This window comes from Mycobacterium sp. 1165178.9 (assembly GCF_001673555.1).
Classification (GTDB): domain Bacteria; phylum Actinomycetota; class Actinomycetes; order Mycobacteriales; family Mycobacteriaceae; genus Mycobacterium.
Genome location: NZ_LZMB01000245.1, coordinates 1 through 14,977, shown reverse-complemented (window position 1 = coordinate 14,977; position 14,977 = coordinate 1). Strand labels below are relative to the sequence as shown.

At 66.9% G+C, this 14,977-nt stretch carries 17 protein-coding genes and 2 pseudogenes; 17 read left to right on the top strand and 2 right to left on the bottom strand.

The genetic code is table 11. From position 1 onward, the window contains the following. On the top strand, nucleotides 1-835 hold an 835-nt coding region (locus A5652_RS11235), incomplete at its 5' end, for a GMC oxidoreductase (protein ID WP_197513912.1). Here A5652_RS11235 and A5652_RS11230 read toward each other — a convergent pair. Further along, nucleotides 829-2,418 (bottom strand): MFS transporter, encoded by a 1,590-nt coding sequence (locus tag A5652_RS11230; RefSeq protein WP_067350605.1) that lies wholly within the window; start codon nucleotides 2,416-2,418, stop codon nucleotides 829-831. The genes A5652_RS11235 and A5652_RS11230 overlap by 7 nt on opposite strands. 143 nt (nucleotides 2,419-2,561) lie before the next feature. On the opposite strand from A5652_RS11230, the gene A5652_RS11225 reads away from it, so the two are divergent. The 13 genes from A5652_RS11225 (at nucleotide 2,562) to A5652_RS11165 (ending at nucleotide 11,545) form a co-directional block, all read left to right on the top strand. Then, nucleotides 2,562-3,161 carry a TetR/AcrR family transcriptional regulator gene (locus tag A5652_RS11225; RefSeq protein ID WP_197513914.1) on the top strand — a complete coding sequence of 200 codons (600 nt, stop codon included), beginning with the start codon at nucleotides 2,562-2,564 and terminating at the stop codon, nucleotides 3,159-3,161. A gap of 428 nt (nucleotides 3,162-3,589) precedes the next feature. Continuing rightward, nucleotides 3,590-3,895, top strand: coding sequence for a 30S ribosomal protein S10 (rpsJ, locus tag A5652_RS11220; protein ID WP_003873519.1), 306 nt, complete (start codon nucleotides 3,590-3,592; stop codon nucleotides 3,893-3,895). A gap of 14 nt (nucleotides 3,896-3,909) precedes the next feature. Beyond that, a complete protein-coding gene (gene rplC / locus A5652_RS11215; protein ID WP_067350602.1) occupies nucleotides 3,910-4,563 on the top strand; it encodes a 50S ribosomal protein L3 in 654 nt (217 codons plus the stop codon). Continuing rightward, nucleotides 4,560-5,243, top strand: a complete 684-nt coding sequence (gene rplD / locus A5652_RS11210; protein ID WP_156745278.1) for a 50S ribosomal protein L4 — start codon at nucleotides 4,560-4,562, stop codon at nucleotides 5,241-5,243. The genes rplC and rplD overlap by 4 nt, the downstream gene beginning before the upstream one ends. After that, nucleotides 5,244-5,546 (top strand): 50S ribosomal protein L23, encoded by a 303-nt coding sequence (gene rplW, locus A5652_RS11205; protein ID WP_067350595.1) that lies wholly within the window; start codon nucleotides 5,244-5,246, stop codon nucleotides 5,544-5,546. Between the two features lie 27 nt (nucleotides 5,547-5,573). Beyond that, the gene (gene rplB, locus A5652_RS11200) at nucleotides 5,574-6,416 is read left to right on the top strand and encodes a 50S ribosomal protein L2 (protein WP_067350592.1); all 843 of its coding nucleotides are present in this window, start codon (nucleotides 5,574-5,576) and stop codon (nucleotides 6,414-6,416) included. A gap of 17 nt (nucleotides 6,417-6,433) precedes the next feature. After that, nucleotides 6,434-6,715 (top strand): 30S ribosomal protein S19, encoded by a 282-nt coding sequence (rpsS, locus tag A5652_RS11195; RefSeq protein ID WP_007773585.1) that lies wholly within the window; start codon nucleotides 6,434-6,436, stop codon nucleotides 6,713-6,715. Then, nucleotides 6,712-7,281, top strand: coding sequence for a 50S ribosomal protein L22 (gene rplV, locus A5652_RS11190; RefSeq protein ID WP_067350590.1), 570 nt, complete (start codon nucleotides 6,712-6,714; stop codon nucleotides 7,279-7,281). Before rpsS ends, rplV begins: the two co-directional genes overlap by 4 nt. Continuing rightward, entirely contained in the window at nucleotides 7,281-8,117 is an 837-nt protein-coding gene (gene rpsC / locus A5652_RS11185; RefSeq protein WP_067350589.1) for a 30S ribosomal protein S3, read from the top strand. The genes rplV and rpsC overlap by 1 nt, the downstream gene beginning before the upstream one ends. A gap of 3 nt (nucleotides 8,118-8,120) precedes the next feature. Then, a complete protein-coding gene (rplP, locus tag A5652_RS11180) occupies nucleotides 8,121-8,537 on the top strand; it encodes a 50S ribosomal protein L16 (RefSeq protein ID WP_007773582.1) in 417 nt (138 codons plus the stop codon). After that, a complete protein-coding gene (rpmC, locus tag A5652_RS11175) occupies nucleotides 8,537-8,770 on the top strand; it encodes a 50S ribosomal protein L29 (RefSeq protein ID WP_055401869.1) in 234 nt (77 codons plus the stop codon). The genes rplP and rpmC overlap by 1 nt, the downstream gene beginning before the upstream one ends. After that, nucleotides 8,770-9,132, top strand: coding sequence for a 30S ribosomal protein S17 (rpsQ, locus tag A5652_RS11170; RefSeq protein ID WP_082983860.1), 363 nt, complete (start codon nucleotides 8,770-8,772; stop codon nucleotides 9,130-9,132). Before rpmC ends, rpsQ begins: the two co-directional genes overlap by 1 nt. Nucleotides 9,133-9,184: 52 nt before the next feature. Then, nucleotides 9,185-11,545 (top strand): arylsulfatase, encoded by a 2,361-nt coding sequence (locus A5652_RS11165; protein WP_067350582.1) that lies wholly within the window; start codon nucleotides 9,185-9,187, stop codon nucleotides 11,543-11,545. Between the two features lie 21 nt (nucleotides 11,546-11,566). On the opposite strand, the gene pstS is transcribed toward A5652_RS11165, so the two are convergent. Continuing rightward, the gene (gene pstS, locus A5652_RS11160; protein ID WP_082983861.1) at nucleotides 11,567-12,694 is read right to left on the bottom strand and encodes a phosphate ABC transporter substrate-binding protein PstS; all 1,128 of its coding nucleotides are present in this window, start codon (nucleotides 12,692-12,694) and stop codon (nucleotides 11,567-11,569) included. Nucleotides 12,695-12,872: 178 nt separating this feature from the next. On the opposite strand from pstS, the pseudogene A5652_RS29140 reads away from it, so the two are divergent. From A5652_RS29140 to A5652_RS29135, 3 genes and pseudogenes are all read left to right on the top strand, one after another. Further along, nucleotides 12,873-13,673, top strand: a pseudogene (locus A5652_RS29140) (DUF4436 family protein); the annotation flags it as partial. 30 nt (nucleotides 13,674-13,703) lie between these two features. Next, nucleotides 13,704-14,594 (top strand): formylglycine-generating enzyme family protein, encoded by an 891-nt coding sequence (locus A5652_RS11150; RefSeq protein WP_067350575.1) that lies wholly within the window; start codon nucleotides 13,704-13,706, stop codon nucleotides 14,592-14,594. A 254-nt stretch (nucleotides 14,595-14,848) separates the two neighbouring features. Continuing rightward, nucleotides 14,849-14,977, top strand: a pseudogene (locus A5652_RS29135) (DUF4436 domain-containing protein); the annotation flags it as partial.

Here is a 14,977-nt window from a genome sequence, read left to right as displayed (position 1 = left end):
GGGTCCGCGCGCGCAGGTTCAGGTTCAGCCTGCTCAGCGCCGGGATCAGGTAGCCCGCACCCGGGCCGCCCGGTTGCGTTTCGCCGGCACGGTTGCGGTGGGCGTCGACGCGATCGGTCCGGGCGGACGGATGACCTTTACCGCCGACCGGGTCGTGTTGTGCGCCGGTTCGATTGAAACGGCCCGGCTGCTCATGGCCTCGGGTATCGGCGACGAACCGATGCTGACCGGCGCGGGGGTGCCGGTGCTGGTGCCGCTGCCGGTGGGCGCGTCGTTCAGCGATCATGCCGAGTGGGTGCTGCCCACCGATTGGACGGTGACGCCCGGACGGCCGGTGCTCGAGGTGGTGCTGAGCACGGCCGACGATCTCGAGATCAGGCCTTACACGGGCGGATTCGTGGCCATGACCGGTGACGGCACCGCCGGGCACGCCGACTGGCCGCACATCGGGGTGGCGCTGATGCAGCCACGCGCCCGCGGGCGCATGACGCTGGTCTCGGCCGATCCCGACGTGGCGCCGCGAATCGAACACCGCTACGACAGCGAGCCCGAAGACGTCGCGGCGCTGCGCCGGGGCAGCGAGCTGGCCCGTGAATTGTCCGGCGGCACAATCGATGCCGCGGCTGCTATCTGGTCGACGTCCCAACACCTTTGTGGCACCGCACCGATGGGCGCCGACGGCGACCCGCATGCCGTCGTCGACCCGCGGTGCCGGGTGCTCGGCGTCGACAACCTGTGGGTGATCGACGGCTCGATCCTGCCCGCGATCACCAGCCGCGGCCCGCACGCCACGATCGTGATGGTCGGGCACCGGGCCGCGGAATTCGTTCAGTGACGCGACAGCAGGTGCCGCACGGGGCTTAGCTGGCGACCGTCGCGGCCGGGAGCCCACACCCCGATCGCTACGGCGGCGACGGCGACGATCGCGGCCATCGTGATCGTGGAGGCGTGCAGCGCCGCCAGGAACGCGGACTTACTGATGTCGGCCAGCTGTTGCCCCTGGGGCCCTAGCCGGTCGGCGATCTCGACGGCCTTGGCCAGCGAGTCGGTCGCCTGACCGCGCACCGGTGCGGGGAAGGCCGCGAGCCTGGGCGCAAGCTCGTGCGAGTAGCGCCCGGCCAGGATGGAGCCGGCCACCGCGATGCCCAGCGCGCCGCCCATCTCGCGCGATGTGTCGTTCACGGCGGAGGCGACGCCCTGCTTCTCGTCGGGAACGGCGCCCATGATCGCCGAAGTGGTTGGCGCTGTGCAGATTCCGATGCCGGTGGCGAGAATCAGGGTTGGCCAGGCGAATTCGAGATATGTCGAGTGCAGGCCCAGCCCGTGCATGCACCCGAATCCGACCGCCATCAGCAGTGTGCCGACGAACAGCACCAGGCGCAGTCCCAGCTTGGGCACATACCAAAAAGAGAGGGCCGAGAAGATGCCCAGCGGCACCATGAACGGCCCGAAGGCGGTCGCGGTCGCCAGCGCGGAGTAGCCCATGATCTGCTGCACGTATTGCATGCCGATGTAGAAGAAGCCGAAGGTGGCGCCGAACAGGATGACGATCGCGGTCACCCCGGTGGCGAAATTGGGATCGGCGAACAACCTGACGTCCAGCAGTGGATGTCTGCCCCGCCACGCGAGGCGCAACTCGAGCGCGCCGAACCCCGCGGCGATCACCGCACCGACGACGAGCCCGCCCCACACCACCGGGTCGCTCCAGCCCCGGCCGGGCGCTTCCAGGATGGCGGCCACGGCGATGGCGACCGCCGCGCCGATCAGGATCGCGCCCAGCGCGTCGACCCGGGGTGCGCCCGCGTCGCGCGACGACGCGATGGTGCAGGCCAGCGCGAAGATCACCAGGCCGGCGATCCCCAGCGACCAGAAGATGGCGTGCCAGTCCCAAAAGCGAAGCAACAGACCGGAACCGAGCATGCCCAGGACACCGCCCGAACCGGCCGTGCCGGCCCAGATGCCAACGGCCTTGGTGCGCTCGTCTTTGGGATAGGCCACCGTCAGCAGCGACAGGGTGGCCGGCATGACGAACGCGGCGCCGATCCCGGCCACCGCCCGGCCCGCGATGATCTGGGACGGATTGTGCAGCAGAGCGGGTGCCATCGAGCCGATCGCGAACACCAGCAGCCCGGTCAGCAGCGCACCGCGGCGGCCGTAGCGGTCACCGATCGCGCCGGCCGGCAGCAGCAGGCACGCCAGTGCCACGGTGTATCCGTCGACGACCCAGTTCAGCTGCGATGCGGTGGCCGAGGTGGCCACCGCAAGGTCGCCGAGCGCGGTGTTCAGCGCCGTCATCGACGCCACCACCAGAGCTACGGCCATGCAGGCGACGGCCAGGGTCCAGTTTCGTGCCCGGAAGCTGCCGCCGACGCCGATCGCGTCAGTACGCTGGTCAGATCGGACGAGGGTTTCGACCATGCGGTTCGCCTCCCTGGAGCGTGCGAAGTTTCGAGACCAATAGTCTTGTAGGTAGACCGTTAGTCTCGTGTTTAAACAGGAGGTGGGTCACAATTACCGCCGGGACGTCCGATCCGCGCCCCGCGAGGTCGCGGGCCAGGCTGCTGGAAGCCGCCGTCACGCTGTTGCGTGCGGGGGGTCCCAGCGCGGTGACCGTCGACGCAGTCACCCGTACCGCCAACGTGGCCAGGGCAACCCTGTATCGCCACTTCCCGAGCGGAAACGATTTACTGGCAGCCGCTTTCAACAGCCTGATCCCGGCGTCGCCCACCCCGCCGGCCGAGGGTTCGCTGCGCGACCGCCTGGTGGCGGTGGTGCTGGCCCAGGCCGAATCCGTGGCCCAGGCGCCCACCCTCATGACGGCCATGTCCTGGCTGGCGCTGGGACGCGATCTGGAGGGCCTGCCCGAGCCGCGGCGCAGCGGCAACGCCGACAGCGCGGCGATCACCACCCTGCGCGAGCGCATCGCCCAGCAGTACGCGGAGCCCTTCGACGCCATCTTCGACAGCCCGGAAGCGGCCGAGCTCGGGGAGGTGGACCGATCGCGGGCGATCGCCCTGCTCATCGGCCCGCTGGTGCTGGGCCGCCTGTCCACGCTGCCCGATTTCGACTACCGCCAGTGCGCGCTGGCGGCCGTCGACGGCTTCTTACATGTGCAGTGCGGCGGGGCCGGCGCGGCCGACATCGAATCGGCGGGGGCATAAGCGTCCGGGCGCCCGCCGCGTTAAGCGCGCTACCAGCACGTTTAGGCCCCGGTGCTACTGTCCTTGAGTCGGGTCCGGGGGATTCGGCCCGAGATCGCGGCCGAATTTTGTTCGTGCCACGATCTAAGGCATACTGTTCAGGTTGCCTTGAGCCGGGTTTGCGCCTGGTCGGGCATACGACCAGCGTCCAAACGGGCGCGTCCGGTCCCATCCTTTGAGAGCGACGAATTTCGATCGCGGATGAGGCTGCGTGAGGGTGACACGCCCGACCGCGGGGGCCGGTGGACCACGACAGGTAAACAGCGGCGCAATATCCGGCGCAACGCTCGATCGGCCCAGAGTTGGCCGGCCCGATCGGCGCGCCGGTGGCACTGAGGACTATGTGAGCCCGGATAGCGGGCCCCAACAGGAGTGAGGGTAGGAGAAGCGTGGCGGGACAGAAGATCCGCATCAGGCTTAAGGCCTACGACCATGAGGCTATTGACGCGTCGGCGCGCAAGATCGTCGAGACCGTCGTCCGCACGGGTGCCAGTGTTGTAGGTCCGGTGCCGCTGCCGACTGAGAAGAACGTGTATTGCGTCATCCGCTCTCCGCACAAGTACAAGGACTCGCGGGAGCACTTCGAGATGCGTACCCACAAGCGGCTGATCGACATCCTCGACCCGACGCCGAAGACCGTCGACGCGCTGATGCGCATCGACCTTCCGGCCAGTGTCGACGTCAACATCCAGTAGGAGATCGCTGACTCATGGCAAGAAAAGGCATTTTGGGTACCAAGCTGGGCATGACGCAGGTGTTCGACGAGAACAACAGGGTCGTCCCGGTGACGGTCGTCAAGGCCGGCCCGAACGTGGTGACCCGGATCCGTACCCCCGAGCGCGACGGTTACAGCGCCGTGCAGCTGGCGTACGGCGAGATCAGTCCCCGCAAGGTCAACAAGCCGGTGACCGGTCAGTACGCCGCCGCGGGCGTCAACCCGCGCCGGTTTCTGGCCGAGCTGCGGCTGGAGAACCCCGAGGCGGCCGCGGATTACGAGGTGGGCCAAGAGCTGACCGCGGAGATCTTCGCCGACGGCGCTTACGTCGACGTCACGGGCACCTCGAAGGGCAAGGGCTTCGCCGGCACGATGAAGCGCCACGGCTTCCGTGGTCAGGGCGCCAGTCACGGTGCCCAGGCGGTACACCGCCGTCCGGGCTCCATCGGTGGCTGCGCCACCCCCGCCCGGGTGTTCAAGGGCACCCGGATGTCGGGCCGGATGGGTAGCGACCGGGTGACGGTCCAGAACCTGTTGGTGCACAAGGTCGATACCGAGAACGGCGTGCTGCTGATCAAGGGCGCGGTCCCCGGCCGCACCGGTGGACTCGTCGTGGTCCGCAGCGCGGTCAAACGAGGTGAGAAGTGATGGCACAAGGCTCCAAGACGCTCAAGATCGACGTCAAGACGCCGGCCGGCAAGGTCGAGGGCTCGATCGAGCTGCCGGCCGAATTGTTCGACGCCCCGGCCAATATCGCGCTGATGCACCAGGTCGTCACCGCGCAGCGGGCGGCGGCACGTCAGGGCACGCACTCGACCAAGACGCGCGGCGACGTCCGCGGCGGTGGCCGTAAGCCGTACCGGCAGAAGGGAACCGGCCGGGCCCGACAGGGTTCGACGCGAGCCCCGCAGTTCACCGGCGGTGGCGTCGTGCACGGTCCCAAGCCCCGCGACTATAGCCAGCGCACCCCCAAGAAGATGATCGCCGCGGCGTTGCGCGGCGCACTGTCCGACCGGGCGCGCAACGGCCGCATTCACGCGATCACCGAGCTGGTCTCGGGTCAGACGCCGTCCACCAAGAACGCCAGGGCGTTTTTGGGCACGCTGACCGACCGCAAGCGGGTGTTGGTCGTGATCGGCCGCAGCGACGAGGCCGGCGCCAAGAGCGTGCGCAACCTGCCGGGTGTGCACGTCCTGGCCCCCGACCAGCTCAACACCTATGACGTGCTGCGCTCGGACGACGTGGTGTTCAGCGTCGAGGCGCTGGGCGCCTACATCGCCGGGGCCGCCGGCGGTGCCGCCGACAAGGATGTGGAGGTTTCGGCGTAGATGGCGACCATCACTGACCCCCGCGACATCATTCTGGGCCCGGTCATCTCGGAGAAGTCCTATTCGTTGCTTGACGACAACGTGTACACGTTTGTGGTGCACCCCGATTCGAACAAGACGCAGATCAAGATCGCTGTCGAGAAGATCTTCTCCGTCAAGGTCGCGTCGGTGAACACCGCGAACCGGCAAGGTAAGCGGAAGCGCACCAGGACCGGATTCGGCAAGCGCAAGAGCACCAAGCGGGCCATCGTCACGCTGGCGCCGGGTAGCAAGCCGATCGATCTGTTCGGGGCACCGGCGTAGCCGCCGCGAGAGGAAACCTGATTAGACATGGCAATTCGTAAGTACAAGCCGACGAGCCCCGGCCGTCGCGGCTCGAGCGTGTCCGATTTCTCCGAGGTCACTCGTTCGGACCCGGAGAAGTCGCTGGTGCGTCCGCTGCACGGCCACGGTGGGCGGAACGCGCACGGCCGCATCACCACCCGCCACAAGGGTGGTGGCCACAAGCGCGCGTACCGGGTGATCGACTTCCGTCGCAACGACAAGGACGGCGTGAACGCCAAGGTCGCGCACATCGAGTACGACCCGAACCGGACCGCCAACATCGCGTTGCTGCATTTCCTGGACGGTGAGAAGCGCTACATCATTGCGCCGCAGGGACTTTCGCAGGGCGACGTGGTGGAGTGCGGCCCGAACGCGGACATCAAGCCGGGTAACAACCTGCCGCTGCGCAACATCCCGGCCGGTACGGTGATCCACGCCGTGGAACTGCGACCGGGCGGTGGCGCCAAGCTGGCGCGGTCGGCTGGGTCGAGCATCCAGCTGCTCGGCAAGGAGGGCACCTACGCGTCGCTGCGTATGCCCAGCGGTGAGATCCGCCGCGTCGACGTGCGCTGCCGCGCCACCGTCGGCGAGGTCGGCAACGCCGAGCAGGCGAACATCAACTGGGGTAAGGCCGGCCGGATGCGGTGGAAGGGCAAGCGCCCTTCGGTCCGTGGTGTGGTCATGAACCCGGTGGACCACCCGCACGGTGGTGGTGAGGGCAAGACCTCCGGTGGTCGTCACCCGGTGAGCCCGTGGGGCAAGCCCGAGGGCCGCACCCGCCACCCGAACAAGGCCAGTAACAAGCTCATTGTCCGACGCCGGCGCACCGGCAAGAAGCACGGTCGCTAGGAAGTCAGGAGTAGCACATGCCACGCAGCCTGAAGAAGGGCCCGTTCGTCGATGGCCACCTGCTCAAGAAGGTGGACACGCAGAACGAGAAGAACACCAAACAGGTGATCAAGACATGGTCGCGGCGTTCGACGATCATTCCTGACTTCATCGGCCACACCTTTGCCGTCCACGACGGACGCAAGCACGTCCCGGTGTTCGTCACCGAGGCGATGGTCGGCCACAAGCTTGGTGAATTCGCGCCCACCCGCACCTTCAAGGGACACATCAAGGACGACCGGAAGGCCAAACGGCGATGACCACAACGGAATTCCCATCGGCGGTGGCCAAAGCACGTTTCGTGCGGGTGTCGCCGAGAAAGGCGCGCCGGGTGATCGACCTGGTGCGCGGCCGCTCGGTGGCCGACGCGCTGGACATCTTGCGCTGGGCGCCGCAGGCCGCCAGTGAGCCGGTGGCCAAGGTGATCGCCAGTGCCGCGGCCAACGCACAGAACAACAACGGGCTGGACCCGGCCACCCTGGTGGTCGCCACCGTCTACGCCGACGAGGGACCCACCGCAAAGCGCATCCGTCCGCGTGCCCAGGGCCGCGCGTTCCGGATCCGCAAGCGCACCAGCCACATCACGGTCGTGGTGGAAAGCCGCCCGGGTAAGGACCAGGGGTCGGCGAAGTCGACCCGGGCCCGTCGCGCCGAGGCGAGCAAGGCCGCCTCGAAGGCACCCGTCAAGAAGGCGCCCGCCAAGAAATCGCCGGCCAACAAGGCACCGGCCAAGAAGGCCGCCACCAAAGCGCCCGCGAAGAAGGCCGCACCGAAAGCCGAAGCCAAGACGTCTGAGACCTCTGACGCGAAGGGAGGCTCAGACTAGTGGGCCAGAAGATCAATCCGCACGGCTTCCGGCTGGGCATCACCACCGACTGGAAGTCACGCTGGTACGCCGACAAGCAGTACGCGGACTACGTCAAGGAAGACGTCGCGATCCGGCGGCTGCTCTCGACCGGCCTGGAGCGGGCCGGGATCGCCGACGTGGAGATCGAGCGCACCCGTGACCGGGTCCGGGTCGACATCCACACCGCGCGTCCCGGCATCGTCATCGGCCGTCGCGGCACCGAGGCCGACCGGATCCGTGCCGACCTGGAGAAGCTGACCGGCAAGCAGGTGCAGCTCAACATCCTCGAGGTCCGAAACCCGGAGTCCCAGGCGCAATTGGTGGCCCAGGGCGTCGCCGAGCAGCTGAGCAACCGCGTGGCGTTCCGCCGGGCAATGCGCAAGGCCATCCAGTCCGCGATGCGTCAGCCCAACGTCAAAGGCATCCGGGTGCAGTGCTCCGGCCGTCTCGGTGGTGCCGAGATGAGCCGCTCGGAGTTCTACCGCGAGGGCCGGGTGCCGCTGCACACGCTGCGCGCCGACATCGACTACGGCCTGTACGAAGCCAAGACCACCTTCGGCCGGATCGGCGTGAAGGTGTGGATCTACAAAGGCGACATCGTCGGTGGGAAGCGCGAATTGGCCGCCGCCGCTCCGGCAGGCGCCGAGCGCTCGCGCCGCGAGCGCCCGTCGGGCACCCGTCCGCGTCGCAGTGGCGCGTCGGGCACCACGGCCACCAGCACCGAAGCGGGCCGCGCCGCCGCGAGCGCCGAAGAGGGCGCAGCAGCCGCGACCCAGGCCGCACCCGCTGCAGAACCACAAGGCACGGAGAGCTGAATCATGTTGATTCCCCGCAGGGTTAAACACCGCAAGCAGCACCACCCCCGCCAGCGCGGTATCGCCAGTGGCGGCACGGCGGTGAACTTCGGTGACTACGGCATCCAGGCTCTGGAGCACGCCTACGTCACCAACCGGCAGATCGAGTCCGCTCGTATCGCCATCAACCGGCACATCAAACGTGGCGGCAAGGTGTGGATCAACGTCTTCCCCGACCGCCCGCTGACCAAGAAGCCCGCCGAAACCCGGATGGGTTCGGGTAAGGGTTCGCCGGAATGGTGGGTCGTCAACGTCAAGCCGGGCCGGGTGCTGTTCGAACTCAGCTACCCCAACGAGCAGACCGCCCGGGCGGCCCTGACCCGTGCAATCCACAAGTTGCCGATCAAGGCACGCATCGTGACTCGAGAGGATCAGTTCTGATGGCAGTGGGAATTTCGCCTGGCGAACTGCGTGAGCTCACCGAAGAGGAGCTCACCGAGCGTTTGCGCGAATCCAAGGAAGAGCTGTTCAACCTGCGTTTCCAGATGGCGACCGGACAGCTCACCAACAACCGCCGGCTCCGCACGGTGCGTCAGGAGATCGCGCGCGTCTACACGGTGCTGCGCGAACGAGAACTGGGCTTGGCTTCCGGGCCCGACGGTAAGGAATCGTGATGGCAGAAGCCAAGAAGGCTGCCCCCAAGAAGGCCGCCCCGAAGAAGGCCGCCGCAACCGAGGCCGCGTCGAAGGACAAGGGCCCCAAGCACACTCCGGCCAACCCGAAGGTGCGGGGCCGCCGTAAGGTGCGCATCGGCTACGTGGTCAGCGACAAGATGCAGAAGACCATCGTGGTCGAGCTCGAAGACCGCGTGCGTCACCCGCTGTACGGCAAGATCATCCGGACCACCACCAAGGTCAAGGCGCACGACGAGAACAGCACCGCCGGAATCGGCGACCGCGTCTCGCTGATGGAGACCCGCCCGACGTCGGCGACCAAGCGCTGGCGGCTCGTCGAAATTCTGGAAAAGGCCAAGTAAGCCCTTTCGATACCAGCACCTAAACGCCCCGTCCCGGGTGTAGTCTTCGGCGATGGCGACTGGGTCGGGGCAGTTCAACGGGAAGATCGAGCTCGACATCCGGGATTCCGAACCGGACTGGGGGCCCTACGCCGCCCCGACCGCGCCGCAGAACGCGCCCAACGTCCTGTACCTGGTGTGGGACGACACGGGCATCGCGACCTGGGACTGCTTCGGTGGCTTGGTCGAAATGCCCGCCATGTCGCGGATCGCCGAGCGCGGCATCCGGCTCTCGCAGTTCCACACCACAGCATTGTGTTCGCCGACCCGGGCGTCCTTGCTCACCGGCCGCAACGCCACCACCGTCGGCATGGCCACCATCGAGGAGTTCACCGAGGGCTTCCCCAACGCCAACGGCCGCATCCCGTTCGAAACGGGCCTGCTCTCCGAGGCTCTCGCCGAACGGGGATACAACACCTACTGCGTGGGCAAGTGGCACCTGACGCCCCTCGAGGAATCGAACCTTGCCTCGACGAAGCGGCACTGGCCGACCTCACGAGGCTTCGAACGGTTCTATGGGTTCATGGGCGGGGAGACCGACCAGTGGTATCCGGACCTGGTCTACGACAACCACCCGGTGACTCCGCCGGGCACCCCGGAGGACGGCTACCATCTCTCGAAGGACATCGCCGACAAGACGATCGAATTCATCCGCGACGCCAAAGTGATTGCGCCCGAGAAGCCTTGGTTCTCCTACGTATGTCCCGGCGCCGGACACGCGCCGCACCACGTCTTCGCCGAGTGGGCGGACCGGTACGCCGGCAAGTTCGACATGGGCTACGAGCGCTACCGCGAGGTGGTGCTGGAGCGGCAGAAGGCGCTGGGCATCGTGCCGGGCGACACCGAATTATCGCCAATGAACCCGTATCTCGACGTGAAGGGGCCGAGCGGTGAACCGTGGCCGCTGCAGGACACGGTGCGGCCCTGGGATTCACTGAACGGCGAGGAGAAGAGGCTGTTCGCCCGGATGGCCGAAGTGTTCGCCGGGTTCCTGAGCTACACCGACGCCCAGATCGGCCGGATCCTGGACTATCTCGAGGATTCGGGCCAGCTCGACAACACCATCATCGTGGTCATTTCCGACAACGGTGCCAGCGGCGAGGGCGGCCCGAACGGATCGGTCAATGAGGGCAAGTTCTTCAACGGTTACATCGACACCGTCGAAGAAAGCATGAAGCTGTTCGAACACCTCGGTGGCCCCGAGACCTACAACCATTACCCGATCGGGTGGGCGATGGCGTTCAACACCCCCTACAAGCTGTACAAGCGCTATGCCTCCCACGAGGGCGGTATCGCCGACACGGCAATCATTTCGTGGCCCAAGGGAATTGCCGCGCACGGGGAAGTGCGCGACAACTACGTCAACGTATGCGACATCACCCCGACCGTCTACGACCTACTGGAGATGACGCCGCCGGAGACGGTCAAGGGCATCGTCCAAAAGCCGTTGGATGGCGTGAGTTTCAAAGCGGCCCTTGGCGATCCGGGCGCCGGCACCGCGAAGAGCACCCAGTTCTACACCATGCTGGGAACCCGCGGGATCTGGCACCAGGGCTGGTTCGCCAACACCGTGCACGCGGCAACCCCGGCGGGTTGGTCGCACTTCGACGCTGACCGCTGGGAACTGTTCCACATCGAGGCCGACCGGAGCCAGTGCCACGACCTGGCAGCCGAAAACCCGGACAAACTTGAGGAACTCAAGGCGCTGTGGTTCTCGGAGGCGGCCAAGTACAACGGGTTGCCGCTGGCCGATCTGAACATCATGGAGACGCTGACGCGGCAGCGGCCATATCTGGTCAGCGAACGCAACAGCTACCTCTACTATCCCGATTGCGCCGACGTGAGCATCGGTGCCGCCGCCGAACTTCGCGGCCGGTCGTTCTCGGTGGTGGCCGAGGTGACCGTCGATACCACCGGCGCCGAGGGTGTGCTGTTCAAGCAGGGCGGCGCGCACGGCGGGCATGTGCTGTTCATCCAGGACGGGCGGCTGCACTACGTGTACAACTTCCTCGGCGAGCGCCAGCAGGAGGTCTCCTCCTCCGAGGCGGTGCCCCTCGGCAGACATCTGTTCGGCGCCAGCTATTCCCGCACCGGAACGGTCGAGAACAGTCACACGCCGCTGGGCGACGTCACGCTGTTCATCGACGACCAGGCCGTCGGGGCCCTGGCGGGAGTGACCACTCACCCGGGAACCTTCGGGCTGGCCGGTGCCGGCATCACGGTCGGGCGCAACGGCGGGTCGGGGGTATCCAGCCGTTACAAGGCGCCGTTCACATTCACCGGCGGCACCATCACCCAGGTCACCGTCGACCTGTCCGGTCGACCCTACGTGGACGTGGAAGCGGAGATCGCGCTTGCCTTTTCGCGGGACTGACGTGTTGGCGCGCAAAGAACCTCACTCGGGTTTGGGTGCATCGACCGAGCTGATCGCGTCGACCGCGCTGGAGACCCGAGCCTGGAAGTCGGCCGACAACGGAATGTAGCCGGTTTTGGCCAGTTCGATCTGGCCGGGGCCGATGGCCGCCTGCAGAAAAGCCTTGACCGCCCTGGCCACATCGTCGGTCGGGTACTTCGAACAGACGATCTCGTAGGTGGCCAACACGATCGGGTAGACGTCGGGCTGGGCGGGGTTGTAGAACGACGACAGGTCGAGCACCAGATCGTTGCCGGCGCCGGTGATCCTCGCGCCCTTGATGGTCTTGCCGACCGTGTCGGTGCCGATCCGCACCGGGCGCAACGACCTACGGCTGGCCGGCGTCTTGATCTCGGCGGCGAACAGGCCTTGCTGGAGCGCGAACGACAGCTCGTTATAGCCGATCGCACCCTCGGTGCTTTTCACGGCGGCCGCGATGCCCGTGTTCCCGACGGCTCCGGCACCCACACCCCCGTCGAAGCTCTTGCCCGCACCCCTGCCCCAGGCCCCGCCGGATGCGGCCTGCAGGTAGTCCTGGAAGTTGTCGGTGGTGCCCGAGCCGTCGCTGCGGTAGATGACGTGAATGTCCTCGGCAGGCATGGAGGCGTTGAGTAAGGCCAGGGCCGGGTCGTCCCAGCGCGTGATGCTGCCGTTGAAGATCTTGGCCAGTGTGGGCGCGTCGAGCACCAGGGAATCGACGGCGGCGAGGTTGTAGGTGATGGCCAGCGGGCCGAACACCACCGGCAGGTTCCAGGCGTCGGCGCCCCCGCAGCGCCGCTTGGCGGCGGCGTATTGGTCGCCCGACAGTGGCGTGTCGGAACCGGCGAAATCGGTTTTGCCGGCAAGGAAGTCGGTGATGCCATTGCCGGAACCGTTGGCGGTGTAGTTGAGTGTCTGCGGAGAGCACGCCTGGCGATAGGCGTCGATGAACCGGGTCATCGCGTTGGCTTGTGCGGTCGAGCCGCTGGCCGCCAGGGTCTGCTTGCCGCCGCAGTCGACCTTGGCCCCGGCCGTATACGGCAGGCTCGCGGGCGAGTCGCTGCAGGCGGAAACCAACATGGCGCCGCCCACCAGGGCACCGACGGCCAGTACCGAACGAGTGCGCTTCACACCCGACATCTACCGTCACTGGCTTAACAGGCAAACAAACGCCGGATGAACTGGTGCACCAACCCGCGGCTCATCGAAAGTTCGCACGGTTGCGTGAGTCAGGTATCACGCAGCCGCAGAAGCGGTTCCGGACACTCGAGGACGGATGCTAGCCGCCGTCGCGGGCTTCGTCGCCGTGTACGCCCTGTCGCTGTTCGGCGTGCACCTGCTGGCGAAATCGGGGGGCCCGCTCAAGCCGCCCGACCTCAATGCCACCAATGACACCGTCGTGCTGGTGCGGCTGGAAAAGCTGGACACCACCGCGAACCGATTGACGGTGAAGGTCGCTGGTGATCCCTGAGGAGTCGATGTTCGACAAACGCCTCGAGGTGCTCAAGACCGACACCGCGGTCCGTATGGATCCCCCGAACGACCTAGGCGACTTGCAATACCCGGCGGGCAAGTCGCCGGCGCAAGTCGCGACCACCATCGAGGCGTTTGTCGAACATCGACTCCTCAGGGATCACCAGCGACCTTCACCGTCAATCGGTTCGCGGTGGTGTCCAGCTTTTCCAGCCGCACCAGCACGACGGTGTCATTGGTGGCATTGAGGTCGGGCGGCTTGGACGGCTGGGACGTCAGCGTTCAGCGCGTCGGCGAAGCCAGTCAGGACTCGGATCGCGCCGACAACGTCGTCATCACGCTGCACAGGGCCAAGGGCCCGCTGATCTTCGACTTGGGCATCTGCTTGGTGCTTTTCGCGCTGCCGGCGTTGGCTTTTGCCGTGGTGATCCAAATAGACTTGGGCAGAAGGAAATTCGTGCCGCCGTTCGTGACTTGGTTTGCCGCGATGTTGTTCGCCGTGATTTCCATTCGCAACTTCTGGCCGGGTGCGCCCCCTCCGGGCGTATGGATCGACCAAGTGCTGGTTATCTGGGTGCTGATCGCGCTGGTCGCGGCGATGGCTCTTTACATGCTCACCTGGTATCGGCAATCCGACTAGGGCACTCGACCGGCGTAGCCTGACGGGGTGCTAAGCGAGCTGGTCGACCTCCCGGGCGGATCCTTCCGCATGGGCTCGACGAGCTTCTACCCCGAAGAGGCGCCGATCCACACGGTGTCGGTGGGTCGGATTGGGGTGGAACGGCATCCGGTGACCAACGCGCAGTTCGCCGAATTCGTCGACGCCACCGGGTATGTGACGGTGGCCGAGCAGCCGATCGATCCGGCGCTGTACCCGGGAGCAAATCCGAACGAGTTATGCCCGGGCGCAATGGTTTTCCGGCCGACAACCGGGCCGGTCGACCTGCGCGACTGGCGCCAGTGGTGGGAGTGGGTGCCCGGGGCGAGCTGGCGCCATCCGTTCGGGCCCGAGAGCGATGTCGCGGACCGCGGCGATCATCCGGTCGTGCAGGTGGCGTATCCGGACGCGGCGGCCTATGCGCGCTGGGCCGGGCGGCGGCTGCCGACCGAGGCCGAGTGGGAGTACGCGGCCCGGGCCGGGTCCACGACGACGTACTCGTGGGGCGACGAGGCGACGAGCGATGGCCGACTGATGGCCAACACCTGGCAGGGCGACTTCCCGTACCGCAATGAGGGGGCGCGCGGCTGGGTGGGAACTTCGCCCGTTGGAACGTTCGCCCCCAACGGCTTTGGGCTTGTCGACATGATAGGCAACGTCTGGGAGTGGACGGCCACGGAGTTCGCCGCACATCACCGGCTCGACCAGCCTCCCAAGTCCTGCTGCACCCCGTCGGGTCCCGCTGATCCGTCCGTCAGCCAGACCTTGAAGGGCGGCAGCCACCTATGCGCGCCCGAGTACTGCCATCGCTACCGTCCGGCGGCGCGGTCACCGCAATCGCAGGACTCCGCGACGACGCACATCGGATTTCGCTGCGTGGCCGACTCGCCATCCGGCTAGCAAATCCGTCGCGCCATATCATCCGGGGGACGCTGCGCGCGTGTCGGCCGGTGAAGTGAACGGTGCATGGCCGTTGGGTGGCGCGCGGCTGTTATGTTTCTGGACAGGGTATTTCGCCGCGCGCCCGGGTTCCGCCATTCGCTAACATCTGACGACGTGTCACCCCGCTCCACCCGGATCTCGCCAGCGTTGCCGTCCCGTTTCCAGCAAGCCTCGCGGCGGACGTCGCGCTCCATTGCTCGCGGCGGTGGCCGATGACGACGGAGACCCCGGTTGCGCCGGCCCCGGCGCCGCCCACAAAGAAGAAGCGCGACGCGCCCCGGATCGCGATCGGCGTGTGCATTCTCGCGGCGGTCATCATCGTCTATGTGCTGTCGCTTTTC

What these genes read in the sequence shown, in the direction of transcription:
- rplC (WP_067350602.1), top strand. Translation starts at nt 3,910, where the DNA reads ATGGCAAGAAAAGGCATTTTGGGTACCAAGCTGGGCATGACGCAGGTG.
- rplW (WP_067350595.1), top strand. Translation starts at nt 5,244, where the DNA reads ATGGCGACCATCACTGACCCCCGCGACATCATTCTGGGCCCGGTCATC.
- rpsS (WP_007773585.1), top strand. Translation starts at nt 6,434, where the DNA reads ATGCCACGCAGCCTGAAGAAGGGCCCGTTCGTCGATGGCCACCTGCTC.
- rplV (WP_067350590.1), top strand. Translation starts at nt 6,712, where the DNA reads ATGACCACAACGGAATTCCCATCGGCGGTGGCCAAAGCACGTTTCGTG.
- rpsQ (WP_082983860.1), top strand. Translation starts at nt 8,770, where the DNA reads ATGGCAGAAGCCAAGAAGGCTGCCCCCAAGAAGGCCGCCCCGAAGAAG.
- rplB (WP_067350592.1), top strand. Translation starts at nt 5,574, where the DNA reads ATGGCAATTCGTAAGTACAAGCCGACGAGCCCCGGCCGTCGCGGCTCG.
- A5652_RS11165 (WP_067350582.1), top strand. Translation starts at nt 9,185, where the DNA reads ATGGCGACTGGGTCGGGGCAGTTCAACGGGAAGATCGAGCTCGACATC.
- rplP (WP_007773582.1), top strand. Translation starts at nt 8,121, where the DNA reads ATGTTGATTCCCCGCAGGGTTAAACACCGCAAGCAGCACCACCCCCGC.
- rpmC (WP_055401869.1), top strand. Translation starts at nt 8,537, where the DNA reads ATGGCAGTGGGAATTTCGCCTGGCGAACTGCGTGAGCTCACCGAAGAG.
- A5652_RS11230 (WP_067350605.1), bottom strand. Translation starts at nt 2,418, where the DNA reads ATGGTCGAAACCCTCGTCCGATCTGACCAGCGTACTGACGCGATCGGC.